Origin of the sequence: Pseudomonas sp. TREG-RG-20F-10-E-6-01, assembly GCF_022662455.1 — a bacterium.
Taxonomy (GTDB): domain Bacteria; phylum Pseudomonadota; class Gammaproteobacteria; order Pseudomonadales; family Pseudomonadaceae; genus Aquipseudomonas.
Map to the genome: position 1 here is coordinate 147308 of NZ_JAKNQP010000005.1, position 25163 is coordinate 172470.

Below are 25163 nucleotides of genomic sequence, written 5' to 3' on the forward strand. Positions count from 1 at the left end.
TAAGATCCCGATGACTAGTTTGCATGCCGACGAGGCGTTCCTCGGCCATTACCAGTTAAGCCACGACCCTTTTGCTCCGCGGGTACCTGGCTTCAAATTTTTCCCCGCCCAGCGCAAGCCGGTGCTTGGCCAGTTGCACCATCTGGCGCGCTACAGCCAGCTGTTGCTGGTGGTCACCGGGCCGTTGGGCAGCGGCAAGACCCTGCTGCGCCAGGCACTGGTCGCCAGCACCAACAAGCAATCGGTACAGAGCGTGGTGGTGTCGGCCCGCGGTGCCGGTGACGCGGCGGGCGTATTGCGCCAAGTGGCCCAGGCGCTGAACGTATCCAATGCCGAGCCGAACGCGATCCTCAAGCAAGTGGTGCAGCTGGGCCTGACCGGCCAGGAAGTCTACCTGCTGGTGGACGACGCCGAGCAGCTCGACGAATCCGCCCTGGAAGCGCTGTTGGCGCTGGCTGCGGGCACGCCTGAAGGCCGCCCGCACGTGTTCCTGTTTGGCGAGTCGTCGTTGATCGCCGATCTGGAACAGATCAGCGGTGATCAGGAGCTGTTTCACGTCATCGAATTGCAGCCGTACGAAGAGGAAGAAACCCGCGAATACCTGGCTCAGCGCCTTGAGGGCGCCGGGGCCGGTATCGAACTTTTCTCCGCTGCGCAGATCTCTGATATTCACGAAAGCTCCGACGGCTGGCCTGGCACCATCAACCAGGTTGCCCGGGATGCCTTGATCGAAGCCATGATTGCAAGCCGCTCTGCGGTTAAGCGTCCAAAGATGGGGTTTACTATGCCTAAGAAGCACGTATTGGCTATTTCCGCCGTTGTCGTGGTCGCTGTCGCCGCCGCCTGGTTGATCCCTGGCCGTAGCAAGGCGCCCACCACCGCCGGCGCGCCAACCGAACAGGCGCAGTTGCCACTGGGCAAGCCCACACCAAACGTCGAATTCGCCAACTCCGGCCAACCGACCAACCTGCCGATGGTTGGCCAGCCGGTAATGCGTGGCCCGCTCGCCGAAGAAGCTGGTGGCATTTCCGAAGGCGACGACGGTGTGCCGGTGGAGGGCTCCAGCGCCACGCCGCCGACCGTAACCACTACCGCGCCGCCTGCGGGCGTGCCGGCCGGTCAGCCGGCAGCTCCGGTTGCCAAGCCGACCCCTGCACCGACTGTCGCCACCGCCAAGCCAGCGCCAGCGCCGGTGACCAAGCCTGTTGCACCGGCGCTAGCCGCCAAGCCAGCGCCGGCACCGGCTGCCAAGCCTGCCGAGAAACCTGCGGCGACCGTCGCCAAAGCAGGCGGCGCCGGCAGCAGCTGGTACACCAGCCAGCCAACCGGCAACTTCGTGGTGCAGATCCTCGGCACCAGCTCCGAAGCCAACGCTCAGGCGTTCGTGAAAGAGCAGGGCGGTGAGTACCGTTATTTCAAGAAAGTGCTCAACGGCAAGCCTCTCTACGTGATCACCTACGGCAACTTCTCCAGCCGTGCAGCAGCTGAATCCGCTATCAAGGCCTTGCCAGCGAAGGTTCAGGCTGGTAAACCTTGGCCTCGCACTGTCGCCAGCGTCCAACAGGAACTGGCAACAACTCGCTGAAGATTCGGCGGCCTTACCCAGGCCGCCTCTCCCGGCACCTCAAAAAACTACAAAAGCGTGCAGCCCTGAAGGCCGCGCGCTTTGTGGTGTCTGCGCCCGTTGCTTTTGAGTCGTAGCGGTCAAAATTAAAAAAGTTTTGACTAGCACAGCATATCGCTTTAAACCTTTCATAAATGCGACATAGATTTGCGACATTTCGTCGTTAAATTTGTGAGCGTTCGTGTCGGTGTGTACAATGACCTCCCTTTTGCCCCCGCTAAGCCGGCGTACGTTCGGCGTGGAAGGTAACCGGTTGAATTGAAAAGAAATTTGCCTCGTTATAAGAGGCAGCCTGGTGAGAAAGTGTCTATGAAAGCAGGTCTGTACCAACCCGATGAATTCAAGGATAACTGCGGTTTCGGCCTGATAGCCCACATGCAGGGCGAGCCCAGTCATACCCTTTTGCAAACGGCCATCGAGGCCCTGACCTGCATGACCCACCGCGGTGGGATCAACGCCGACGGCAAGACCGGTGACGGTTGCGGCTTGCTGATTCAAAAGCCCGACCAGTTCCTGCGCGCTGTCGCAAAAGCGCAATTTGCGGTCGACCTGCCCAAGCAGTACGCCGTGGGCATGGTGTTTTTCAACCAGGACCCGGTTAAAGCCGAAGCCGCTCGCGAAAACATGAACCGCGAAATCCTGGCTGCCGGCCTGCAGCTCGTCGGCTGGCGCAAAGTGCCAATCGACACCAGCGTGCTCGGCCGTCTGGCCCTGGAGCGCCTGCCGCAGATCGAGCAAGTGTTCATCGCAGGCGAAGGCCTGAGCGACCAGGACATGGCGATCAAGCTGTTCACCTCGCGTCGTCGTTCGTCGGTGTCCAACGCCGCCGACACCGACCACTACATCTGCAGTTTTTCGCACAAAACCATCATTTATAAAGGCCTGATGATGCCGGCGGACTTGACCGCCTTCTATCCAGACCTGAGCGATGAGCGCCTGCAAACCGCGATCTGCGTGTTCCACCAGCGCTTCTCCACCAACACCCTGCCGAAATGGCCGCTGGCCCAGCCATTCCGCTTCCTCGCCCACAACGGCGAGATCAACACCATCACCGGCAACCGCAACTGGGCCGTCGCCCGTCGCACCAAGTTCGCCAACGATTTGATGGACCTCGAAGAGCTCGGCCCGCTGGTCAACCGTGTGGGTTCGGACTCCTCCAGCATGGACAACATGCTCGAGTTGATGGTCACCGGTGGCATCGACCTGTTCCGTGGCGTGCGCATGATCATTCCGCCTGCGTGGCAGAACGTCGAGACCATGGACCCGGACCTGCGTGCGTTCTACGAGTACAACTCGATGCACATGGAGCCGTGGGACGGCCCGGCCGGCGTGGTCATGACCGACGGCCGCTACGCGGTGTGCCTGCTCGACCGTAACGGTCTGCGCCCGGCGCGTTGGGTCACCACCACCAACGGTTTCATCACCCTGGCGTCGGAAATCGGCGTGTGGGACTACAAGCCTGAAGACGTGATCGCCAAAGGTCGCGTCGGCCCTGGCCAGATCCTGGCCGTGGACACCGAAACCGGGCAGATCCTCGACACCGATGCCATCGACAACCGCTTGAAGTCGCGTCACCCGTACAAGCAATGGCTGCGCAAGAACGCCCTGCGCATCCAGGCGACCATGGAAGACAACGACCACGGCTCGGCTTTCTATGACGTCGACCAGCTCAAGCAATACATGAAGATGTACCAGGTCACGTTCGAAGAGCGCGACCAGGTGCTGCGTCCGCTCGGTGAGCAAGGCTACGAGGCCGTCGGCTCCATGGGCGATGACACGCCGATGGCTGTGCTGTCCCAGCGCGTGCGCACGCCGTACGACTACTTCCGCCAGCAGTTCGCCCAGGTGACCAACCCGCCAATCGACCCGCTGCGTGAAGCCATCGTGATGTCGCTGGAAGTGTGCCTCGGGGCCGAGCGCAACATCTTCCAGGAATCGCCTGAGCACGCCTCGCGTGTGATCCTCAGCTCGCCGGTGGTGTCTCCGGCCAAGTGGCGCTCGTTGATGACCCTGGAGCGCCCAGGCTTCGACCGCCAGATCATCGACCTGAACTACGACGAGAGCCTCGGCCTTGAAGCCGCGGTGCGTAACGTCGCCGATCAGGCCGAAGAAGCCGTGCGCGCCGGCCGTACCCAGATCGTGCTGACCGACCGCCACATCGCCCCTGGCAAGCTGCCGATTCACGCTTCCCTGGCTACCGGTGCGGTGCACCACCGTCTGACCGAAAAAGGCCTGCGTTGCGACTCCAACATCCTCGTCGAAACCGCCACCGCCCGTGACCCGCACCACTTTGCGGTGTTGATCGGTTTCGGCGCCTCGGCGGTGTATCCGTTCCTGGCGTACGAAGTGCTCGGCGATCTGATCCGTACCGGTGAAGTGCTGGGCGACCTCTACGAGGTGTTCAAGAACTACCGCAAAGGCATCACCAAGGGCCTGCTGAAGATCCTGTCGAAGATGGGCATCTCCACCGTCACGTCCTACCGCGGTGCGCAGTTGTTCGAAGCCATCGGCCTGTCCGAAGAAGTCTGCGAGCTGAGCTTCCGTGGCGTGCCGAGCCGCATCAAGGGTGCGCGCTTCGTCGACATCGAAGCCGAGCAGAAAGCCCTGGCAGCCGAAGCCTGGAGCGCGCGCAAGCCGATCCAGCAAGGCGGCCTGCTCAAGTTCGTGCACGGTGGCGAATACCACGCCTACAACCCGGACGTGGTCAGCACCCTGCAAGCCGCCGTGCAGCAGGGCGACTACGCCAAGTTCAAGGAATACACCGCGCTGGTGGATAACCGTCCGGTGTCGATGATCCGCGACCTGTTCAAGGTGAAAACCCTGGACACGCCGCTGTCCATCAGCGAGATCGAGCCGCTGGAATCGATCCTCAAGCGTTTCGACTCCGCCGGTATTTCCCTGGGCGCCTTGTCGCCTGAGGCTCACGAAGCCCTGGCCGAAGCCATGAACCGCCTGGGTGCGCGTTCCAACTCCGGCGAAGGCGGTGAAGACCCGGCGCGCTACGGCACCATCAAGAGCTCGAAAATCAAGCAGGTCGCGACCGGCCGTTTCGGTGTAACCCCGGAATACCTGGTCAACGCCGAAGTGCTGCAGATCAAAGTCGCCCAGGGCGCCAAGCCGGGTGAAGGCGGGCAACTGCCCGGCGGCAAGGTCAACGGCCTGATCGCCAAGCTGCGTTATGCGGTGCCGGGCGTGACCCTGATTTCACCACCGCCGCACCACGACATCTACTCGATTGAAGACTTGTCGCAGCTGATTTTCGACTTGAAACAAGTCAACCCGCAGGCGTTGGTCTCGGTGAAACTGGTCGCGGAAGCCGGCGTGGGCACCATCGCCGCCGGCGTGGCCAAGGCTTATGCCGACCTGATCACCATCTCCGGCTACGACGGCGGCACCGGCGCATCCCCGCTGACCTCCATCAAGTACGCCGGTGCGCCGTGGGAACTGGGCCTGGCGGAAACTCACCAGACCCTGCGCGGCAACGACCTGCGCGGCAAAGTGCGCGTGCAGACCGACGGCGGCCTGAAAACCGGCCTCGACGTGATCAAGGCGGCGATCCTCGGCGCCGAAAGCTTCGGCTTCGGTACCGCGCCAATGATCGCCCTGGGCTGCAAATACCTGCGCATCTGCCACCTGAACAACTGCGCCACCGGCGTGGCGACTCAGAACGAGAAGCTGCGCAAGGATCACTACATCGGCACCGTCGACATGGTGGTGAATTTCTTCACCTACGTCGCCGAAGAAACCCGTGAGTGGCTGGCCAAGCTGGGCGTGCGCTCCCTCGAAGAACTGATCGGGCGTACCGACCTGCTCGACATCCTCGAAGGCCAGACCGCCAAGCAACAACACCTGGACCTGACGCCGCTGCTGGGCAGCGATCACATCCCGGCAGACAAGCCGCAATTCTGCCAGGTGGACCGCAACCCGCCGTTCGACAAAGGCCTGCTGGCCGAGAAGATGGTCGACATGGCCAGCGCCTCGATCAACGACGCCAGCGGTGGCGAATTCGCCCTGGACATCTGCAACTGCGACCGTTCCATCGGCGCACGCATCTCCGGCGAAATCGCGCGAAAGCACGGCAACCAGGGCATGGCCAAGGCGCCGATCACCTTCCGTTTCAAGGGCACTGCGGGCCAGAGCTTCGGCGTGTGGAACGCCGGCGGCCTGCACATGTACCTGGAAGGTGACGCCAACGACTACGTGGGCAAGGGCATGACCGGCGGCAAGCTGGTGATCGTTCCGCCAGTCGGCAGCGTCTACAAGACTCAAGACAGTGCCATCATCGGCAACACCTGCCTGTACGGCGCAACCGGCGGCAAGCTGTTTGCAGCCGGTACGGCCGGTGAGCGTTTCGCGGTGCGTAACTCCGGTGCCCACACCGTGGTGGAAGGCACGGGCGATCACTGCTGCGAGTACATGACCGGTGGTTTTGTCGCGGTGCTGGGCAAGACTGGCTACAACTTCGGCTCGGGCATGACTGGCGGTTTCGCCTACGTGCTCGACCAGGACAACACCTTCGTCGACAAGGTCAACCACGAGTTGGTCGAGATCCAGCGGATCAGCGGCGAAGCGATGGAATCCTATCGCAACCACTTGCAGCATGTGCTGGACGAATATGTCGAGGAAACCAACAGCGAATGGGGTCGTAACCTCGCTGAAAACCTCGATGACTACCTGCGTCGTTTCTGGCTGGTCAAGCCCAAGGCTGCCAACCTGAAATCGTTGCTTTCCAGCATCCGTGCCAACCCGCAGTGATATGCGCCTGAAGAGTTTGATGAGGTTTTAACATGGCTGAACGTCTGAATAACGACTTCCAGTTCATCGATGTCGGGCGCAAAGATCCGAAGAAGAAACTGTTGCGTCAACGCAAGAAAGAGTTCGTGGAAATCTACGAACCCTTCAAACCCCAGCACTCGGCCGACCAGGCCCACCGCTGCCTGGGTTGCGGTAACCCGTATTGCGAATGGAAGTGCCCGGTGCACAACTTCATTCCCAATTGGCTGAAGCTTGTGGCCGAGGGCAACATCCTCGCCGCCGCCGAGCTGTCGCACCAGACCAACACCCTGCCGGAAGTGTGCGGCCGGGTGTGCCCGCAGGATCGTCTGTGCGAGGGTGCCTGCACCCTCAACGACGGCTTTGGTGCGGTGACCATCGGTTCGGTGGAGAAGTACATCACCGACACCGCGTTCGCCATGGGCTGGCGCCCGGACATGTCCAAGGTCAAGCCGACCGGCAAGCGTGTTGCGATCATCGGCGCGGGCCCGGCGGGCCTGGGTTGCGCCGACGTGCTGGTGCGTGGCGGCGTGACCCCGGTGGTGTTCGACAAGAACCCGGAAATCGGTGGCCTGCTGACCTTCGGCATCCCCGAGTTCAAGCTGGAAAAAACCGTACTGAGCAACCGTCGTGAAGTGTTCACCGGCATGGGTATCGAGTTCCGCCTCAATACCGAAATCGGCAAAGACATCACCATGGAGCAACTGCTCGCCGAATACGATGCGGTGTTCATGGGCATGGGCACCTACACCTACATGAAAGGCGGCTTTGCCGGTGAGGACCTGCCGGGCGTGTATGACGCGCTCGACTTCCTGATCGCCAACGTCAACCGCAACCTGGGCTTTGAAAAGTCGCCGGAAGATTTCGTCGACATGAAAGGCAAGAAGGTTGTGGTACTGGGCGGTGGCGACACCGCGATGGACTGCAACCGTACCTCGATCCGCCAGGGCGCCAAGTCGGTGACCTGTGCGTACCGCCGTGACGAAGCCAACATGCCCGGCTCGCGCAAAGAGGTGAAGAACGCCAAGGAAGAAGGCGTGAAATTCCTCTACAACCGCCAGCCGATCGCCATTGTCGGCGAGGACCGTGTTGAAGGCGTGAAAGTGGTCGAGACCCGTCTCGGCGAACCGGACGCCCGTGGCCGTCGCAGCCCCGAGCCGATCCCGGGTTCCGAAGAGATCATCCCGGCTGACGCCGTGGTCATCGCCTTCGGTTTCCGCCCAAGCCCGGCGCCGTGGTTCGAGCAGTTCGAAATCCAGACCGACAGCCAGGGCCGCGTTGTAGCCCCGGAACAAGGCCAGTACAAGCACCAGACCAGCAACCCGAAAATCTTCGCCGGTGGCGATATGGTGCGCGGTTCTGACCTGGTGGTAACCGCGATCTTCGAAGGCCGTAACGCTGCCGAAGGCATCCTGGATTACTTGCAGGTCTGATCCCGATCCCGAGCTGAAATGGGATCAAAATGTGGGAGGGGGCTTGCCCCGATAGCGGTGTGTCAGCCAATACATTATTGACTGAACCACCGCTATCGGGGGCAAGCCCCCTCCCACATTTGTTTTGCGGTGTGTTCAAGCTACCGCGACAAATTGACCCGATAGACAAAAGGCACGGCTCACTCCGTGCCTTTTGCGTCGCGCTCTGAGAAAATGCCCGCACTTTTTTTGCGGATGCCGACATGACTGCCCTCAAGAACGACCGTTTCCTTCGTGCCCTGCTCAAGCAACCCGTAGACGTCACGCCCGTGTGGATGATGCGTCAGGCCGGTCGCTACCTGCCGGAATACCGCGCCAGTCGCGCCCACGCCGGCGACTTCATGAGCCTGTGCATGAACCCGGAGTTCGCCTGCGAAGTCACGATGCAGCCGCTGGACCGCTACCCACAACTGGACGCGGCCATTCTGTTCTCCGACATCCTGACCATCCCTGACGCCATGGGCCAAGGCCTGTACTTTGAAACCGGCGAAGGCCCGCGTTTCAAGAAAGTCGTCAGCACCCTGGCCGACATCGAAGCCCTGCCGATCCCCGATCCGCACAAAGACCTGGGCTACGTGATGGACGCGGTCAGCACCATCCGCCGCGAGCTCAATGGCCGTGTGCCGCTGATCGGCTTCTCTGGCAGCCCGTGGACCCTGGCCACCTACATGGTCGAAGGCGGCTCGTCGAAAGACTTCCGCAAGACCAAAGCCATGCTCTACGACAACCCACAGGCCATGCACCTGCTGCTGGATAAACTGGCGCAGTCGGTTACCGCCTACCTCAACGGCCAGATCATGGCCGGCGCGCAAGCGGTACAGATTTTCGATACCTGGGGTGGCAACCTGTCGGCGGCGGCGTATCAGGAATTCTCCCTGGCCTACATGCGCAAGATCGTCAGCGGCCTGATCCGTGAACACGAAGGCCGCAAAGTGCCGGTCATCCTGTTCACCAAAGGCGGCGGCCTGTGGCTGGAAAGCATCGCCGACGCGGGCGCCGATGCGCTGGGCCTGGACTGGACCTGTGACATCGGTGAAGCCCGTCGTCGCGTTGGCAACCAAGTCGCGCTGCAAGGCAACATGGACCCGACCGTGCTCTACGCCAAGCCTGAAGCGATCCGCACCGAAGTCGGCCGCATCCTGGCCAGCTACGGCAAGGGCACCGGGCACGTGTTCAACCTCGGCCATGGCATCACCCCGGAAGTGAATCCCGAGCACGCCGGCGCGTTCTTGCGTGCGGTGCACGAGTTGTCCGCCCAGTATCACGAATAAACGCAAAACCAATGTGGGAGGGGGCTTGCCCCCTCCCACATTAAAAGCCAGAAATCTTCAGGCTTTCACATGGCCCAGTGGCGGCAACTTCGCCAACTTCAACGCCACCAACAGCGCACCCATCAACAGCGCCACGATAAACCCGCCAATCCCGTTCCACCCGGCAAAGTGCCAGAAGAACCCGCCCGCCGTCCCCGCAATGCTTGAGCCCACGTAATAGCAGAACAGGTACAGCGACGACGCCTGCCCCTTGGCCTTGACCGCGCGCCGGCCGATCCAGCTGCTGGCCACCGAGTGCGCGCCGAAGAAGCCGAACGTAAAGATCAGCATGCCCGGCACCACCAGCCACAGCGGGGTGAACAGGGTCAGTAACATGCCCGAAAGCATCAACACGATCGTGCCCCACAGCACGCGCCGCCGGCCGAGGCGGTCGGCCAGCGAGCCGATTTTCGCCGAGCTGTAGATGCCCGACAGGTACACCAGCGACAGCAGGCCGACCACGGCCTGGCTCAACGCGTAAGGCGACGCCAGCAGGCGATAGCCGATGTAGTTGAACATCGTCACGAACGCGCCCATCAGCAGGAAGGCTTCGAGAAAAAGCCAGGGCAGGCCGGCGTCCTTGAAGTGCATCACAAAGCCGTCCACCAGGCTGCGCGGCTTGAGGCTGCTGGCGCGGAAGTTGCGCGACTCGGGGAGGATCTTCCAGAACACCGTGGCAGCGATCAACGCCAGGGCGCCGATGATCAGCGTGGCGGTGTGCCAACTGACGAAGTCGATCAACACGCCCATGATCAGGCGCCCGCTCATGCCGCCAATCGCGTTGCCGCCGATGTACAAGCCCATGGCCAGGCCGATGTGTTGCGGGTGGATCTCTTCGCTCAGGTAAGTCATCGCGACGGCTGCCAGGCCGCTCAGGGACAGGCCGACCAGCGCACGCATCAGCAGGATGCCTTCCCAGGACGGCATCAGGCCGCTGGCGATAGTGGCCAGTGCGGCGCAAAACAGCGCGGCGACCATCACCGGTTTGCGCCCGAGGGTGTCGGAAATCGGTCCGGTGATCAGCAGGCCAAACGCGAGCATGGCGGTGGCGACTGACAGGATCAGGCTGCTCTGCGCCGCGTTGATGGAAAACTCGTGGGACAGCGCGGGCATCATAGGTTGCACGCAATACAGCAGGGCAAAGGTGGCAAACCCACCGGAGAACAGCGCCAGCACGGTGCGCATGAACATTGGCGTGCCTTTTTCGATGAACTGCTCGTTGAGCTGGGCCACCACCTCATCCAGGGCGGTAGGCGGGACTTCTTGAGCAAATGGAGCGACAGCAGATTTCACGGGGACCTCGGCGAGGGAAAGCCTGCCAGAACTGGCAATGCAAAAAAGAATATAGCTGGCTAATGATTCTTTCCAATATATTGTTCGACCTGTTTGATAGCTTTTACGACCTAAAGAGGTTTGCATGGAATTGCGTCACCTGCGGTACTTCATCGCCGTCGCCGAAGAACTGCATTTCGGCCGCGCCGCGCAGGTGCTGGGCATCTCGCAACCGCCGCTGAGCCAGCAGATCCAGGCCCTGGAGCAAGAGGTGGGCGCGCGCTTGTTTGAACGCACCAATCGTCGGGTCGAGCTCAGTGAGGCCGGGCGCTTGTTCCTGCAAGAGGCGCGACTGGTGCTGGCACAGGTCGACAAGGCCGCGGATGTTGCTCGGCGTGCCCAGTTGGGAGAGCTGGGGGAACTGAAGATTGGTTTCACGTCTTCCGCACCCTTCAATTCGAGCATTCCGCAGGCGATCTTTGCGTTTCGCCAGGCCTTCCCGGCGGTGCACTTGAGCCTGCAGGAAATGAGCAGCACCGAAGTGGCCGAATCGTTGGTGGATCAGTCGATCCAGGTCGGCCTGATGCGCCCGCTGCCGTTGCCGGATTCGCTGAGTGTCATCGAGCTGATGCGCGAACCGCTGGTTGCCGTACTGAACGCCGGCCACCCGCTGGCGGAAGGCAGCGAGCGCGGTTTGCACCTGGCGCAACTGGCACAGGAGCCGTTTGTATTCTTCCCGCGCAGCTATGGCAGCGGCCTTTACGCGCAGCTGCTCAACCTGGCCCGTGACGCCGGCTTCAGCCCGCACTTCGCCCAGGAAGCGGGGGAGGCGATGACGATTATCGGGTTGGTGGCGGCGGGCTTGGGCGTGTCGGTGCTGCCGGCGTCTTACCAGCGCATACGCATTGATGGCGTGGTGTATCGCACGTTGCTCGATCAGGAAGCGGTCACGGCGGTGTGGCTGGTGCAGCGCAAGGGTGCGCAGTCGCCGAGGGCGAGGGCGTTTGTAGAGTTGTTGACGCGCAAGGCCGTGGTGTAGGCGAAGTCACATATCAGGTAACGGGACTGGCTTAGTGACGGTTGTGCCTTTGAGCACCACCGCCCCGCAAACGCTGCTGGAGCATCATTTGCAGCTAGACAGTCATCTTCAGGGCGCGAACCCCATCTGCTGGGCGAAGTGCGACATTGTGGCGACCGTAAGCCTGGGGCGACTGGATCGAATCAAAAGCAAAGACCGTCATGGAAAACGAACTTACAAAATCGCGGAGCTCACCAATGATCAGTTTTCAGCGATAAAAGCAGCGGTGCGCAGTGCGCTGGGGTTGCGATGAAGTGGGTAAGGAATAAGCGGCGCTTTGCCACCGATTGCAGGCGAGTTGTTTTCAGGCATACTGGCCGAGTTCCCGAAAGGGGCTTGTGAGACTCTGAGGATCCTGGGCAACCAGCCATCGCAGAGCCAGGCAGGAAGCGGCGATGACAAGCCAACCTGTTTGTGAAGAGGGCGCCGAAAGGCGCCCTTTGTCGTTTCTGACGGACCGCGATCCTCAGTTCTGCTTCGACGCCCCTGTCTGCTCAAACGACTGCGCCGCAGGTCCCGGCGCGTTACCCACGCCATTGCTACGCAGCGCGGCCATGATGTCGCGATCGAGCATGCTCACCCAGCGGTTGTAGTTGCGATGGATCTTGCCGTCCTTGTAGCCCAGGTCGCGGCTGTCGCGGTAGGTGATGGCGTAGCTGTTGCGGCTGTAACGGATGTCGATGGCCGCGTAGAACTGGTTGCGCACGGTGATCTGGGCCTGCACGAGTTGTGGGCTGAAACGCTGCACGGTCCACTCGCGTTTTTGCAGGGCCGTGACGATGACCTGCTTCATGGTTTCTTCGCTCACCTGAGTGCCGGCCGGCAGCTCGTGCTGGGTGTTGAGCACGGGTTTGCTGGTGCAACCGGCGGCGGTCAGCAAGGCCAGGGTGATCAGGGTGGCGCGTAGCAAGGAAGACATTCCATTTTCTCCAATCAATTAAAAAATCAGGCCCAGCGACGGAAAATCAGCGAGGTGTTCACGCCGCCAAACGCAAAGTTGTTGTTCATCACGTAGTCGTGGTGCATCTCGCGAAAGCCGCCCTGCAGATAATCCAGCTCGCCACATTGCGGGTCGACCACGTCCAGGTTGAAGGTGTGTACGTACTGGTCGCGGTTCATCATTTCGATGCTGAACCACGACTCCAGCGCGCCGCATGCGCCCAGGGTGTGGCCAAGAAAACTCTTCTGCGAACTGATCGGCATGTGGCGGCCGAACAGGCTGCTGGTGGCCAGGGTTTCGGCAATATCACCTTGATCGGTGGCGGTGCCATGGCCGTTGACGTAGCCAATGGCCGACGGCTCCAGCCCGGCATCTTCCAAAGCCAGCTCCATCGCGCGGCGCATGGTTTTCTGCTCCGGGCGGGTGGTGTGCTGGCCGTCGGCGTTGCTGCCGAAACCCACGAGTTCGGCGTGGATGTGCGCACCGCGCGCCAACGCGTGTTCCAGTTCTTCGAGCACCAGCATGCCGCCGCCTTCACCGATCACCAGGCCATCACGGCCGCTGTCGTAAGGACGTGGGCTGGTCTGCGGCGCGTCGTTTTTCAGGCTGGTGGCGTAGAGCGCATCAAACACCATGGCTTCGGTGGGGCACAGCTCTTCGGCGCCGCCGGCGAGCATCAACGGCAGGCGTCCGAACTTGATCGCTTCATACGCATAGCCGATGCCCTGGCTGCCGCTGGTGCAGGCGCTGGACGTCGGGATCAGCCGCCCGGTAAGGCCAAAAAAGATGCTGATATTCGCTGCCGTGGTGTGCGGCATCATGCGCACGTAGGAGTTGGCATTCAGCCCCTCGGCCACCGAGTTCAGCAGCATGTTGCCGAATGCCTTGATCTCGTCGGTGCTGCCGGTGGACGAGCCACAGGCCACGCCCATGCGCCCGTCCTTGATCGACTCGTCGCCGAGCAACCCGGCGTCCTGCAACGCCTGCTCCGCCGCCCACACTGCCAGGCGCGACACGCGGCCCATGCTGCGCAGTTGCTTGCGCGTCCAGTGGGCCGGCACCACGAAATCGTCAATCGGCCCGGCCAGGCGCGTGTTCAGTTCGGTGAAACGGTCCCACTCGTCCATGCGCCGAATGCCGCTGCGGTTGGCGCGAAAGTTGGCGGCGATCGTGTCCCAATCGCTGCCCAGGGAGGTCATGCCGGCCATGCCGGTGACGACGACGCGTTTCATCAGCACAGGCCTCCGTTCACGGCCAACACCTGGCGCGTGATGTAGCCGGCTTCGGCCGACATCAGAAAGTTCACTGCACCGGCCACTTCTTCCGGGGTGCCCATGCGCTGCGCCGGGATCATTTTCATCAGTTCTTCGACCGGCACGTTTTCGTCCAGCATCGCGGTGTCGATCAAGCCGGGCGCTACACAATTGACGGTGATCTTGCGCTTGCCCAGCTCGATGGCCAGCGCCTTGGCCGCGCCAATCAGACCGGCCTTCGACGCGCTGTAATTGACCTGCCCACGGTTGCCGATCAGCCCCGACACCGAGGTGATGCACACAATGCGGCCGGCGGCGCGACGACGAATCATCGGCATCATCACCGGGTGCAGCACGTTGTAGAAACCGTCGAGATTGGTGCGCATCACCACGTCCCAATCGTCTTCGGACAAGGCCGGGAACGCGCCGTCACGGGTCAGGCCGGCATTGAGCACCACGCCGTAGTAGGCGCCATGTTGCTCTACGTCGGCTTCAAGGATTTGCTTGCAGCTGGCGCGATCGGCCACGTCAAACTGCAGCACCCGCGCCTTGCGGCCCAGGGCTTCAATCTCGACCTGCACCGCGTCTGCTTCCGCGCGGCCGCTGCGGCAATGCAGCACGATGTCATGCCCGGCCTGCGCCAGACGCAGGGCAATGGCGCGGCCGATGCCACGGCTGGAGCCGGTGACCAGTACGGATTCAGTCATGGCGTTTTGTCCTTCGATTCATCTAAATAGGTGGCCGCCTGGGGCGGTCGAAATACGTTCAAGCGCGCGCTGGCCTGGATACCGTCGCCGGTGAGGTGGCATTCGAACACACCCATGCCGTTGTCGTCTTCCAGCGAGCGCAGGCCGTGGATACGCAGTTCGGCGCCTGCCGGAAAGTGCTCCACGTTGCACTCGAACTTACGCGTGCCGAGCAGGAAGCCCAGCTCCACTGCTTCGCCGTTCTGGCGCGCGCGGCACCCGGCATACGCGGCGACGCTCTGCGCCATCAGCTCGATGCCAACCCAGGCCGGCAGGCTGCCGTCCGGGCGGTTGAACAGGCCGCCGGGTTTGACGGTAAGGCGCGTGTGAATCTGCTCTTCATCGAACGACAGCACCTGGTCGATCAGGATCATGTCGCCCGCGTGGGGCAGCAATTGGGCGAGTGGCCAATCAATCATGGGGCCTCTGCGATTATCAGGCTGACGTTGTTACCGCCGAAGGCAAACGAGTTGCTCATCAGGCAGCGTTTTTCCAAGGTGTCGCCGGTCTGCGCCCATTGCAGGGCGGGCAGCGCCGGGTCGGCCTGGCCGTCCCACACATGCGGCGGCACGCAGCCGTGGGTCAGGCTCAGCCAGCAGAACGCCGCTTCCAGCGCGCCGGCTGCACCGAGGGTGTGGCCGCTCATGGGTTTGGTCGACGAACAGGCCACGCCGTGGGGAAACAGGTTGGCCACGGCCAGGCTTTCCATGGCGTCGTTGTGCTGGGTGGCGGTGCCGTGCAGGTTCAAGTAACCGATCTGCTCGGGCACCAGCTTCGCGCTGGCCAAGGCCTTGCGCATCGCCTGCAATGCGCCTTTGCCGGTAGGCTCGGGCGCGGAGATATGGTGCGCGTCGCAACTGGCGCCACTGCCCAGCAGGGCAATCGGTGCCGGTTGTTGGGTCATCACAAACAGCACGGCCGCTTCGCCGATATTGATGCCATTGCGGTTCACTGAAAACGGATTGCAGCGCTCGTTGGAGACTGCTTCCAGCGCGGTAAAACCGTTGAGTGTCAGCTTGCACAGGCTGTCGACACCGCCGCAGATCACCGCGTCGCACACGCCCAGGTCCAGCAGGCGTTGGGCGCTCATCAACGCGCGGGCGCTGGAGGTGCAGGCGGTAGAAATCACATAGGCCGGGCCGCTCAGTTGCAGCCAGTCGGCGAGGAAGTTGGCGGGGGCGCTGAGTTCCTGTTGCTGGTAGTCGTAGTCGCCGGGGAACTGCTTGTCGCGCAGGTAATTGGCGATGCCACGGCTGGCCTCGTCGATGCCCGAGGTGCTGGTGCCCAGCACCACACCGACTCGCGAGGCGCCATAGGTGTGAATGGCCTGGCGGATCTCGCCCTCGATCTGCAACGCCGCTTCCAGCAACAACTGGTTGTTGCGGCTGCTTTGCTGGTTCAGTTCAAGCGGAATAGTCACCAGCTCGCTGCGCACGCCGCCGACCGGCAACACGCGTTCCGGCACCCAGCCACTCTCGGCACGCATGCCCGAGCAGTCGCCGGCAAACAGGCTGCGACTGACCTCGGCCTGGCCGCGTCCCAGGGCGCAAATCACGCCCAGCGCATTCAGATAAGCCGTCATCGAGCGACCCCCAGCGGTGTGATGCGATAGCTCAGCGGTTGGCCCGTCATGTTCACGCTGAACACCTCTGAAGACTGATAGACGATTTGCCAATGGCCCGGCAGCGTGCGCGTGAGGTCCATGGCCTGGGCGCTCGGGTAAAGTGCGCGCACGTCATCCGATGAAGTCAGGGCAAACAGCAAGGCGGCAAACAGCTCGCGCGCCGCCGGGTTGGGCGGCAGCAGACCATCGGCCTGCCACTGGCCATCGAGTAGTTTTTGCCGCGCCTGGGGAATGCCCAGCGGGTCCATCATCGACCAGCGAAGGGCTGCGCCTTCGCGCTGGATCACCAACAGCCAGTCCTGGCTCTGGCCACCCGAAAGGCGCTGCACATGCAATTGCATCGGCAAGGCCAGCGCCGGGGTTTTTGCGGGCAACGGCGGTTGGCTGGCGCAGGCGCTCAGCAGCAACAGGCAACCGATCAGCAGCAGGCGGATCATGGTGCGGCGCTCGCGAAAGGTTTACGCACCACACAGTTGACCAGCGTCTCTTCGCGCTGGCCCACCGGTGGCGGGTTGCGCAGGCCCCAGCGCTCGAGCAGGCCAAAATCACTGGAGCGGCTCCACCACAAGTACGGGTACGAGACGTTCTGCGGGGCGAATTCAAACCCCTGCTCGCGCAGCATCTCCAGGTATTCGTCGGCGCTTTTCTGCACGTGCATCGGGTGGCGGAACAGCCAGCGAATCACCCAGGTATCGATATAGGCTTCGGTGGACTCGGCAAACAGCAGGTAGCCGCCCGGCTTGAGCACGCGGTAGAACTCCTTCAAGGCGCGATGCTGTTCCACCAGATGGTGGAAGGTCTGGTGGCAGAACAGGATATCGACGCTGGCGTCGGGCACCTCAAGGGTGGCGCAGTCACTGCCGATCAGCTCGACGGCCAGGCCCTGGCGCTCGGCTTCGGCCTTGCTCAGCGCCAGGCTATGCGGGTCGGCATCCACCCCGATCAGGCGCTGCGGCGCGAACACCTGCTGCAAATACCGGAACGACTTGCCCTGGCCGCAACCGGCGTCCAGCAGCACCGGCGCGACTGGCAATGGCTCGGTGAACAAGCTGCGCAAGTCGTTGATCGCCACGCGCAACACGTGGTGCTGCCAAGTGTGGCTGCGCAGGAACCAGAAACCGAACCGGGTTTCTTCGACGTAGTTTTTACTCAGGTAGTTTTTTTCCAGCGCTGGACTGCTCATACCGGCTCACTCGCGCAAATCTCCGACAACATCCGCAACCGCCGCTTGGGCTCGCTGACAAACGGGTTGCGCTCATCCCATGCGTAGCCGGCGAGGATCGAGCTGATCATCCGGCGAATGTCCGGCGAGCTGCCCGGATGGAAAATCACATCCTGGAAGGTGCCGGCGTACCAGCCTTCGACGTAGCAGCGGAAGGTGTCGACGCCGCGTTTCAACGGTTCGGCAAACTCGGTTTGCCAGTCCACTGTTTCGCTTTTGAGTTGGCGATGCAGCAAGCCTGCCGCCATGCTCGCCGAGCGCATGGCGATGGTCACGCCGGACGAAAATACCGGGTCGAGGAATTCCGCCGCGTTGCCCAGCAGCGCAAAGCCCGGACCGTGCAGGGTTTTGACGTTGGCCGAGTAGCCGCCGATGGTGCGCGCAGGTGTGTCCCATACGGCGTTTTGCAGCACGCCGGCCAGGCTCGGCGTTTCAGCGATAAAGCCGCGCAGGCACGCGTCGAGGTCGCTGTCGCGGCCGTCGAAATGCGCCTTCGCTGCGACCACGCCCACCGAGCAGCGGCCGTTGCTGAACGGGATGGTCCAGAACCAGATGTCACGCTGGGTCGGGTGGGTGGTCACGAGGATTTTGGTGCGGTCGAAACCGGGGTGTTCGATGCGGTCCTCGACGTGAGTGAACACCGCCTGGCGCACCGGGAAATTCGATGGCGCCTCAAGGTCCAGCAGGCGCGGCAACACACGGCCATAGCCGCTGGCGTCGAGCACAAATTTGGCCTTGAGGTGGTATTCGCTGCCATTCTCGCGGCGCACGTGCAGGTAGCGGCTGTCACCGGAAAAATCCACACCGACGACGCTTTCGCCGTAGCGAATGTCGACGCCTTGCAAGGCGGCCTGGTCGGCCAGCAATTTGTCGAATTCACCGCGCTGCACCTGGAAGGTGGTGGGTTTGCCGTGGCTGAACGTGTCGCCAAAATCAAACGCGCTGTAGCGCTCGCCCCAGGCAAACGCAGCGCCGGTTTTTACCTGGAAACCCGCCGCCTGCACGGCCTCGAGCATGCCGGCTTCTTCGATAAAATCGATGCAGTGCGACAGCAGGCTTTCGCCAATCGAGAAGCGTGGAAAATGCTGGCGCTCGATAATCAATACATCATGCCCGTTGCGCTTTAACAGCGCGGCGGCGATGGCACCGGACGGGCCGGCACCGATCACCACCACCTGGCGACGTTCCATTTCAACTGTGGGCACGAGGGCTCCTTGCCGCTATGGCGATAATCACATTCATAAGGCGTGCTTCTGATGGCCGGCCCAGGGCGCCAGCATAAAGCTGAAGGCCAGGCCCAGGCTGACCGACAGGCCGAAATTGCTCACGGCCGGTGTACTCGACACCGCCAGCAGGCCAAACGACAACCAGGTCGTCAGCGCCGCCAGCAGCGTACCTAAAAGACTCACGGCAGGGCCGCCGATCTGTTCGCGCATCAAGATCGCGTAGTCAACGCTGATCGCCGTGACCAGCAGCAGGCCGAACAGGCTGAACAAGGTCAGTGGCTGGCCCAGCCAACCCAGGCTGGCCAGGCTGCACAGCGCCGCGAGCAGCGGCAGGGCGACGATGCGCAAGGCGCCGCCAAAACCGAACGGCAGGATCAGCAACAGCACGATCAGCACGCACGACATCAATTTCAATTCAGCGGCGCTGATCTGCGTGTCGGCGAATACCCGGTTCAAGTCGCCCAGGCGATCGACCAACTGTACGCCAGGCAGGTCCAGCGCCTGCACCCGCAGCAGCGCCGGGTTGTTCAGGCCTTGCAAGCTGACCATCGCCGCCACGCCGCCGTCCACCGGGCCCAGCCACAGCGTGCGCCAAGGCTCGGCGAGCGGGCCGACCAGCGCCGCGTCGATGTCTTCGGTGGGCAAGGCTTGCAGTTGCGCGATTTCGGCGTGCAGGGCGCTGGCGGGCACGCCCAGGTCCAACAGCGGCTGCCAGTGTTGCGGCAATTGGTTGAGCGCGTCGCGCAGCTGTTGCTGCTCGGCGGGCAGGTTGACCAGCTGGTTGAGCGCCAGGTAGCCCTGCAGCTTGTCCATGTTCACCAGTTGATCCAGGCGCTGGCCCAGGGCTGCCTGACGTTCGAGCAACTGCTGCTGATTGTCGGCGCGCACCAGAAAGAACTGGCTGGTGGGCTGGAACCCGGTGATGCGCGCCACGGCCTGGGCTTCCTGCAGCAATTGCGGCGGAGCGCCGATCCATTGGCGGATATCGTTCTTGCTGTTCAGGTGCCACAGGCCACCGGCGCAAAACAGCAGCACCAGCGCCAGGAGCAGCGGGCTCGGTAAGTGTTTGATCAAGGTGGCCCGCAGCAGCCACAGGCCTTCAGCGATGCGCAGCGGCCATTGCGCCGGGCGCAGGTCCACGCCGTTGAGCAGCGCGGGCAACAGGCACACGGCCGACAGGTAGGCGCCGACCAGACCGGCGGCAGAGAACACCGCGATCTGGGTGAGCGCCGGGAACGGCGTCCAGGCCAGCGCCAGGTAACCGATGCAGCTGGTTGCCAGGCTCAGGCTCAACCCCGGCAGGGTCAGGCGCAACGCCGGCCAACTGCGCCACGGCTGCAGGCTCCAGCTTTTGGACAGGTAATGCAGCGGGTAATCCACCGCCACGCCGATCAGGCTGGAGCCGAGCACCAAGGTCATCACATGCATATGGCCGAACAGCGCCACACAGGCCACCGCGCCAAACAACATGCCCACCAGCACCGGCACAAAGGCCAGCAGCACGCGCCAGCGGCGGAACGCCAGCAACAGCAATAACAGGATGCCCAGCGTGGCGCCGCCGCCCACCCAGGTGATTTCCCGGGTCGCCTGCTGCTGCCCATTGGCCGCATAGAGCAAACCGCTGGCGGCGAGCAATTGCGCGCCTTGCTCGCCGGCCTGCGCGCGGCTGGCCTGAAGCAGATCCGCCACTTGCAGCGGCAGTTTCATGTCGAAGGCATTGCCGGTGGTGCGCGCCCGCAACATCACCCAGCTTTTGCCGTCGGCATCGGCGATCAAGGTGCCGCTGCCGATATCCAGTTGCACCGAGCCGTGTTGCGGCTGGCTGTTCTGGATACGCCCGGTCAGGCCCAGCCAGTCGTCCTGGCTCGGCACCAGGCTGAACCCGGTGAAGGGGTCGAACAGTGCTTGCACGCGCTGTTGGATGAAGGCGTCGGGATGCTCGATCAGTTGTTCGCGGTCCTTGGCCGAGAGCATCGCCAGACGTCCGCGCAGCAATTGCTCGCGCAGGGCCGGCAAGTCGGCTTGCAGGTTCCACTGCACTTTTTCAAACAGCCCGCTGGCCTGCCAGCGCTCGCCCAATTGCTGCGCCACCGCCACGGCTGTTTGCCGATCGGCATGCCCGACCAATACCAGCATTTCGCGGTTCAGCGGCTCTTGCATGCGTTGTTCGGCTTTGAGCTCAAGCGCATCCGGCGTGCTGCCCGGCACCAGCTCCATCAGGTTGGCCGACAGCGGCGCGCCATGGCGCCACTGCCAGCCGGCCAGCGCCAGCACGGCCACCAGCAGAATCAGGAACAGGCGCGGCAGCAGGCGCTCACTGGGCAAAGTCGTGTTGCTCCGCATCGCTTAATGGTTGGGCGGCAGTGCTGTCCTGCATGCGCAGCACGGTGCTGTCGCCTTGGGTTTCCAGCAGTTGGATGGTCTGCACCAACTCGCCGCCGTCGATATTGATCTGGGTGAAGACCTGCTTGAGCAGCAATGAGCGCGGGATCAGCGTCAGCTTCCACTGCTTGGCTTCGCCTTGCAGTTGCAATTCGAAGTCGCGTTGCAGGCCGCTGCTGTCGCCTTGGAGCACGGCGAGAAACAGGCGGTTCTGCTCGGCCCCGGCGCTCTTGTTTGGCAGCAGTTGCCAGCCATTGGCGTCACGGCGCGCGATGCCTTGGGCGCTGATGCGGTAGTCTTGCTGCAGTGGGGTTTTCAACAGCCACAACAGGCCATGGTCTTTGGCGAGCACGAAGGTGCCTTTGCTGACCAAGGGTTGGGGCAGGGCGCGCAGGTGTTTTTCCTGGATGAAGTTGCCGTGGATCACGGACGGTTTTGCCAACTGATCGCTGAGCTGTTGCAGGTCGAAGGCATGGGCGCTGAAGCTCAGCAACAACCCAATTAATGTGGGAGCGGCGGTGCGACGATTCGACTTGCCCGCGAAGAACCTGAGGGCGCTGCGCAGTGTCAGGCGGTTCGCGTTATCGTTAACGTCCTTCGCGGGCAAGCCCGCTCCCACAGGGAATCTCATTTCAAGGCTCTCTCTACGGCGTCGGTGAAGACGTTGGGGGAGGCCAGCTGCATTTCGCGGCTGGCGATTTCTACCGCCACTTGCACGGTGCTGGCGTGGGTCAGGCGTTCGCCGCTGGCGAGGTCCGTGATCAGGTAATTGACCTTCAAACGGTTCTCCCACTCCACCAAACTGGCGCGCACATTGATCGTCTGGCCGAACACCGCGCCGCGCACGTAGCGCAGCTGCATGTCGATCACTGGCCATGCGTAGCCGGACTCCAGCATCGCCGTGTAGTTATGGCCGATCTTGTCCAGCAGCGCGCAGCGCGCTACTTCAAGGTACTTCACGTAATGCCCGTGCCACACCACGTGCATGGTGTCGATGTCGAAAAACGGCACGAGGATTTCAGTGTCGCAATGCAACACGCCCTGGCTACGCATGCAGCCTCCAGTGTTGCTCGGCAATACGTTTGAGGCACAGGCGCAGTTCGCCTTCCAGCGCACGGTCTTCGATGACCGGCGGGAAGTCCTTGGCCAGTTCTGCATGCATGGCGGCCAAGGCCGGCGGCAGGGCGCGTGCATCTTCAGCCTGGGCGCGCAGCCACACGCCTTGGTTGGCCGCGAGCAGCGTGGCGGCGGCGACTTGCTCGGTCAGCTCCAGCACGCGGATCGCATCGCGGGCGGCGATGGTGCCCATGCTCACTTTGTCCTGGTTGTGGCACTCGGTGGAGCGCGAGAACACGCTGGCCGGCATGGTGTTTTTCAACGCTTCGGCGGTCCAGGCGCTGGTGCCGATCTGCACGGCCTTGAAGCCGTGGTTGATCATCGCGCGATCGGCCGGCGCGCCGGACAAGTTGCTCGGCAAACCGTGGTTGTAACGCACGTCCACCAGCAGCGCGAGCTGGCGGTCGAGCAGGTCGGCGACGTTGGCCACCAGGGTCTTGAGGCTGTCCATGGCAAAGGCAATGTGCCCGCCGTAGAAGTGCCCGCCGTGCAGCACGCGCTCTTCTTCGGCGTCGATGATCGGGTTGTCGTTGGCGCTGTTCATTTCGATTTCGATAAACGAACGCAGCCAGTTCAAGCTGTCGGCCAGCACGCCAAGCACGTGCGGTGCGCAGCGCAGCGAGTAGCGGTCCTGCAGGCGATGCAGCGGCGCGGTCGGTGCATCAATCGCCAGGTCTTTGCGCAGCCACGCGGCGACTTGCATCTGCCCCGGGTGCGGTTTGGCGGCGAACAGGCGCTCGTCGAAGTGCTCCGGGTTGCCTTGCAGCGCCACCACGTTCAGCGCAGTAATGCGCGTGGCCAGTTGCAGCAGGTAGTCGGCGCGGGCGAAGGCCAGGCAGGCCAGGCCGGTCATGACGGCAGTGCCATTCATCAAGGCCAGGGCTTCTTTGGGGCGCAGCACCAGCGGCTCCCAACCGAGTTCGCGGTGCACGTCAGCCGCCTGGCGACGCTCGCCACGGAACATCACTTCACGCTCGCCGGACAAGGTCGCGGCCACGTAGGACAGCGGCGTCAAATCACCGCTGGCGCCTACCGAGCCTTCTTCCGGAATCAGCGGCAGCACATCGTGTTGCAGAAACGCATGCAGCCGCTCGAGCAACTCCACACGCACCCCGGACACGCCGTGGCACAGCGACTGCAAACGCGCTGCCAGCACGGCGCGGGTGGCTTGTGCGTCGAGCAATTTGCCCAGGCCGCAACCGTGGAAGGTATACAGATGACGCGGCAGCGCCTCGACGTGCTGCAACGGCACCGCCACCACGCACGAGTCGCCGTAGCCGGTGGTCACGCCGTAGATCACGCCTTCCTTGTCCAGCAGCGAGTCGAGGAACTGCGCGCCTTTGGCAATGCGCTGGCGGTACGCGGCGTCGTCCTGCAACTGCGTGGGCGCCTGACGGTTGGCCAAGGCCAGCACGTCTTCAATGCGCAAAGCGCGTTCGCCAAAGGTTACCGGCTCAAGATGCGTCGTCATCGGTCTTCCAGAAAGGGTAAAAGTTGAACCACTGTTGGGGCGCTTCCAGGCAGAACTGGCCCAGGCGTGCGGCGTAGCGCGCGGTCCACAGGGCGATGACCTGCTCGCGGGTGCTGCGCTTCCATTCGATCAATTGCGCGAACGGCTCGATGGTCAGGCGATAACGACCGTCGTGCTTCAGGCACATCAGCAGGTTCACCGGGCATTTGAGCAGCCCGGCCAGCAGCCACGGACCTTGCGGGAACGCCGCGTCAAAGCCGAGGAAATCCACGCGCACCTTGCGCCCGCCGTGCAGCGGCACGCGGTCGCCGGCAATCGCCAGCCACTCGCCGTCGTCCAGGCGCTGGCTGAGCAGCAGCATGGTCGCCGGGTCCAGTTCGCTGACCTGGATCAGGCGCAAATGCGTGGCCCCGGCTTCGCCCAGCAGGCGGTTGAAACGCTCGGCGTGCTTGGTGTGCACCAGCACGTTCATGGTGACTTGCTCACCGATCTCGGCCAGCGCGCGGCACACTTCGAGGTTGCCCAGGTGCGCGCCCACCAGCATCTGCCCGCGCTTGCCGCGCAGTTGCCCGCGCAATTGCGCCGGGTCGTTGATTTCGATCTGTTCGATGCGCAGCTTGCCGTTCCACACGTCGAGTTTGTCGAGCAGCGAGTCGGCAAACGCCATGAACTGGCCGAAGACGCTTTTATGCGTGGGCCGCAGCTCATCGCGCCCGCTCCAGTCGGCCAGGCGTTGCTGGTATTCCCAGGCGCTGTGGCGCGCGGTGCGGCCGAATAGGAAAAAGTACAGCACGATGCTGTACAGCAACGGGCTCAGCAGGCGACGGCCGAGGACCTTGGCGGCGACGGCAGTGAGCTTCATCAGCCAGAAGCTGCCGCGCTCCTCGCGGTCGGCCCAGTGTTTGGTGCGGTCGCTCATGCCTGCCACCGTCGCCACAGAATCATCGGCGCGCGCACCAACATGCCGAAAAACAGCCGCGTGTGCATGGCCGAGATGCGCACGTTGTCGCGAAACAGGCGAAAGTGCGACAGGCCGTCGGCGGGGTAATGCACCTGGGTCGGCAGCCAGCGCATCGGCTGGTTACGCCAGGCCAGGCGCACCAGGATGTCGGAATCGAAATCCATGTGCGTGCCGATGTAGGCCGAGTCCATCAGGGCTAGCGTAGGCGCCAGCGGGTACACGCGAAAGCCGCACATCGAGTCGCGAATCTGCAGCGACAGGGTGTTGATCCACACCCACACGTGGGTCAGGTAGCGCGCGTACAAGCGGCCCTTGGGCACGCTGTCGTCGTATTCGGGGTAGCCGCAGATCACCGCGTCGGGGTGCCTGCGTGAAGTATCGAGAAAGCTCTCGACTTCGCGCAGGTCGTGCTGGCCGTCGGCGTCCACTTGCAGCGCGTGCGTGAAGCCCCGGCGTGCGGCTTCGCGGAAACCGGCCATGACCGCGCCGCCTTTGCCTTGGTTGTTGGGCAAGGTCAGCAGGGTGACGTTGTCGAGTGTCGCCAGTTGCGCCAATACCGCCGCGCACGCCGGGCTGCTGCCGTCGTCGACCAGCAGGCACGGCAGGCCACTGTTCAACAGGCTGTGCACCACGGCCGGTACGGCGGCTTCGTGGTTGTAGACCGGGATGAGCGCGCAGGGGTTATGCATGGCT

21 protein-coding genes are annotated in these 25163 nt (G+C 63.0%); 6 read left to right on the forward strand and 15 right to left on the reverse strand.

Features of this window, described 5'->3' with window-relative positions; genetic code table 11:
- Positions 1-10 precede the first annotated feature (10 nt).
- From L8K08_RS16880 to hemE, 4 genes are all read left to right on the forward strand, one after another.
- Positions 11-1585 (forward strand): AAA family ATPase, encoded by a 1575-nt coding sequence (locus L8K08_RS16880; protein WP_242198808.1) that lies wholly within the window; start codon positions 11-13, stop codon positions 1583-1585.
- 348 nt (positions 1586-1933) lie between these two features.
- Entirely contained in the window at positions 1934-6379 is a 4446-nt protein-coding gene (gene gltB / locus L8K08_RS16885; protein WP_242198809.1) for a glutamate synthase large subunit, read from the forward strand.
- A gap of 32 nt (positions 6380-6411) precedes the next feature.
- Complete coding sequence (locus tag L8K08_RS16890) at positions 6412-7830, forward strand: FAD-dependent oxidoreductase (RefSeq protein WP_003171228.1); 1419 nt, start codon at positions 6412-6414, stop codon at positions 7828-7830.
- A gap of 242 nt (positions 7831-8072) precedes the next feature.
- Entirely contained in the window at positions 8073-9140 is a 1068-nt protein-coding gene (hemE, locus tag L8K08_RS16895; RefSeq protein WP_106577532.1) for a uroporphyrinogen decarboxylase, read from the forward strand.
- A gap of 57 nt (positions 9141-9197) precedes the next feature.
- On the opposite strand, the gene L8K08_RS16900 is transcribed toward hemE, so the two are convergent.
- Positions 9198-10472, reverse strand: coding sequence for an MFS transporter (locus tag L8K08_RS16900; RefSeq protein ID WP_242198812.1), 1275 nt, complete (start codon positions 10470-10472; stop codon positions 9198-9200).
- A gap of 124 nt (positions 10473-10596) precedes the next feature.
- On the opposite strand from L8K08_RS16900, the gene L8K08_RS16905 reads away from it, so the two are divergent.
- Together L8K08_RS16905 and L8K08_RS16910 are read left to right on the forward strand one after the other, a co-directional pair.
- Positions 10597-11490, forward strand: a complete 894-nt coding sequence (locus L8K08_RS16905; protein WP_242198815.1) for a LysR family transcriptional regulator — start codon at positions 10597-10599, stop codon at positions 11488-11490.
- 10 nt (positions 11491-11500) lie between these two features.
- Positions 11501-11782: a type II toxin-antitoxin system PemK/MazF family toxin gene (locus L8K08_RS16910; RefSeq protein WP_262208246.1), complete on the forward strand. Its 282-nt coding sequence runs from the start codon at positions 11501-11503 to the stop codon at positions 11780-11782.
- A gap of 213 nt (positions 11783-11995) precedes the next feature.
- On the opposite strand, the gene L8K08_RS16915 is transcribed toward L8K08_RS16910, so the two are convergent.
- From L8K08_RS16915 to L8K08_RS16980, 14 genes are read right to left on the reverse strand one after another with little or no spacing between them, the layout of a single operon-like run.
- Positions 11996-12448: a hypothetical protein gene (locus L8K08_RS16915; protein ID WP_145160003.1), complete on the reverse strand. Its 453-nt coding sequence runs from the start codon at positions 12446-12448 to the stop codon at positions 11996-11998.
- A 26-nt stretch (positions 12449-12474) separates the two neighbouring features.
- Complete coding sequence (locus L8K08_RS16920) at positions 12475-13701, reverse strand: beta-ketoacyl-ACP synthase (protein WP_106577537.1); 1227 nt, start codon at positions 13699-13701, stop codon at positions 12475-12477.
- The gene (gene fabG, locus L8K08_RS16925) at positions 13701-14429 is read right to left on the reverse strand and encodes a 3-oxoacyl-ACP reductase FabG (RefSeq protein ID WP_145160005.1); all 729 of its coding nucleotides are present in this window, start codon (positions 14427-14429) and stop codon (positions 13701-13703) included. Before fabG ends, L8K08_RS16920 begins: the two co-directional genes overlap by 1 nt.
- Positions 14426-14887 carry a hotdog family protein gene (locus L8K08_RS16930; RefSeq protein ID WP_242198822.1) on the reverse strand — a complete coding sequence of 154 codons (462 nt, stop codon included), beginning with the start codon at positions 14885-14887 and terminating at the stop codon, positions 14426-14428. Before L8K08_RS16930 ends, fabG begins: the two co-directional genes overlap by 4 nt.
- Positions 14884-16050: a beta-ketoacyl-[acyl-carrier-protein] synthase family protein gene (locus tag L8K08_RS16935; RefSeq protein WP_242198823.1), complete on the reverse strand. Its 1167-nt coding sequence runs from the start codon at positions 16048-16050 to the stop codon at positions 14884-14886. The genes L8K08_RS16930 and L8K08_RS16935 overlap by 4 nt, the downstream gene beginning before the upstream one ends.
- Positions 16047-16529, reverse strand: a complete 483-nt coding sequence (locus L8K08_RS16940) for a hypothetical protein (protein ID WP_242198826.1) — start codon at positions 16527-16529, stop codon at positions 16047-16049. Before L8K08_RS16940 ends, L8K08_RS16935 begins: the two co-directional genes overlap by 4 nt.
- Entirely contained in the window at positions 16526-17260 is a 735-nt protein-coding gene (locus L8K08_RS16945) for a class I SAM-dependent methyltransferase (RefSeq protein ID WP_242199128.1), read from the reverse strand. Before L8K08_RS16945 ends, L8K08_RS16940 begins: the two co-directional genes overlap by 4 nt.
- Before the next feature lie 11 nt (positions 17261-17271).
- On the reverse strand, positions 17272-18519 hold the full coding sequence (locus tag L8K08_RS16950) for an NAD(P)/FAD-dependent oxidoreductase (protein WP_242198828.1): 1248 nt from the start codon (positions 18517-18519) through the stop codon (positions 17272-17274).
- Between the two features lie 33 nt (positions 18520-18552).
- Positions 18553-20865 (reverse strand): MMPL family transporter, encoded by a 2313-nt coding sequence (locus L8K08_RS16955; protein WP_242198831.1) that lies wholly within the window; start codon positions 20863-20865, stop codon positions 18553-18555.
- Positions 20855-21553 carry an outer membrane lipoprotein carrier protein LolA gene (locus L8K08_RS16960; protein ID WP_242198833.1) on the reverse strand — a complete coding sequence of 233 codons (699 nt, stop codon included), beginning with the start codon at positions 21551-21553 and terminating at the stop codon, positions 20855-20857. Before L8K08_RS16960 ends, L8K08_RS16955 begins: the two co-directional genes overlap by 11 nt.
- Positions 21550-21975, reverse strand: a complete 426-nt coding sequence (locus L8K08_RS16965) for an acyl-CoA thioesterase (RefSeq protein WP_242198835.1) — start codon at positions 21973-21975, stop codon at positions 21550-21552. The genes L8K08_RS16960 and L8K08_RS16965 overlap by 4 nt, the downstream gene beginning before the upstream one ends.
- Positions 21968-23509 (reverse strand): aromatic amino acid ammonia-lyase, encoded by a 1542-nt coding sequence (locus L8K08_RS16970; protein ID WP_242198838.1) that lies wholly within the window; start codon positions 23507-23509, stop codon positions 21968-21970. Before L8K08_RS16970 ends, L8K08_RS16965 begins: the two co-directional genes overlap by 8 nt.
- Positions 23493-24428 (reverse strand): glycosyl transferase, encoded by a 936-nt coding sequence (locus L8K08_RS16975; RefSeq protein WP_242198840.1) that lies wholly within the window; start codon positions 24426-24428, stop codon positions 23493-23495. The genes L8K08_RS16970 and L8K08_RS16975 overlap by 17 nt, the downstream gene beginning before the upstream one ends.
- Positions 24425-25159, reverse strand: a complete 735-nt coding sequence (locus L8K08_RS16980) for a glycosyltransferase family 2 protein (RefSeq protein WP_242198842.1) — start codon at positions 25157-25159, stop codon at positions 24425-24427. The genes L8K08_RS16975 and L8K08_RS16980 overlap by 4 nt, the downstream gene beginning before the upstream one ends.
- Positions 25160-25163: the final 4 nt, after the last annotated feature.

What these genes read in the sequence shown, in the direction of transcription:
- L8K08_RS16880 (WP_242198808.1), top strand. Translation starts at nt 11, where the DNA reads ATGACTAGTTTGCATGCCGACGAGGCGTTCCTCGGCCATTACCAGTTA.
- gltB (WP_242198809.1), top strand. Translation starts at nt 1,934, where the DNA reads ATGAAAGCAGGTCTGTACCAACCCGATGAATTCAAGGATAACTGCGGT.
- L8K08_RS16890 (WP_003171228.1), top strand. Translation starts at nt 6,412, where the DNA reads ATGGCTGAACGTCTGAATAACGACTTCCAGTTCATCGATGTCGGGCGC.
- hemE (WP_106577532.1), top strand. Translation starts at nt 8,073, where the DNA reads ATGACTGCCCTCAAGAACGACCGTTTCCTTCGTGCCCTGCTCAAGCAA.
- L8K08_RS16905 (WP_242198815.1), top strand. Translation starts at nt 10,597, where the DNA reads ATGGAATTGCGTCACCTGCGGTACTTCATCGCCGTCGCCGAAGAACTG.
- L8K08_RS16915 (WP_145160003.1), bottom strand. Translation starts at nt 12,448, where the DNA reads ATGTCTTCCTTGCTACGCGCCACCCTGATCACCCTGGCCTTGCTGACC.
- L8K08_RS16920 (WP_106577537.1), bottom strand. Translation starts at nt 13,701, where the DNA reads ATGAAACGCGTCGTCGTCACCGGCATGGCCGGCATGACCTCCCTGGGC.
- fabG (WP_145160005.1), bottom strand. Translation starts at nt 14,429, where the DNA reads ATGACTGAATCCGTACTGGTCACCGGCTCCAGCCGTGGCATCGGCCGC.
- L8K08_RS16930 (WP_242198822.1), bottom strand. Translation starts at nt 14,887, where the DNA reads ATGATTGATTGGCCACTCGCCCAATTGCTGCCCCACGCGGGCGACATG.
- L8K08_RS16935 (WP_242198823.1), bottom strand. Translation starts at nt 16,050, where the DNA reads ATGACGGCTTATCTGAATGCGCTGGGCGTGATTTGCGCCCTGGGACGC.
- L8K08_RS16940 (WP_242198826.1), bottom strand. Translation starts at nt 16,529, where the DNA reads ATGATCCGCCTGCTGCTGATCGGTTGCCTGTTGCTGCTGAGCGCCTGC.
- L8K08_RS16960 (WP_242198833.1), bottom strand. Translation starts at nt 21,553, where the DNA reads ATGAGATTCCCTGTGGGAGCGGGCTTGCCCGCGAAGGACGTTAACGAT.
- L8K08_RS16965 (WP_242198835.1), bottom strand. Translation starts at nt 21,975, where the DNA reads ATGCGTAGCCAGGGCGTGTTGCATTGCGACACTGAAATCCTCGTGCCG.
- L8K08_RS16970 (WP_242198838.1), bottom strand. Translation starts at nt 23,509, where the DNA reads ATGACGACGCATCTTGAGCCGGTAACCTTTGGCGAACGCGCTTTGCGC.
- L8K08_RS16975 (WP_242198840.1), bottom strand. Translation starts at nt 24,428, where the DNA reads ATGAGCGACCGCACCAAACACTGGGCCGACCGCGAGGAGCGCGGCAGC.
- L8K08_RS16980 (WP_242198842.1), bottom strand. Translation starts at nt 25,159, where the DNA reads ATGCATAACCCCTGCGCGCTCATCCCGGTCTACAACCACGAAGCCGCC.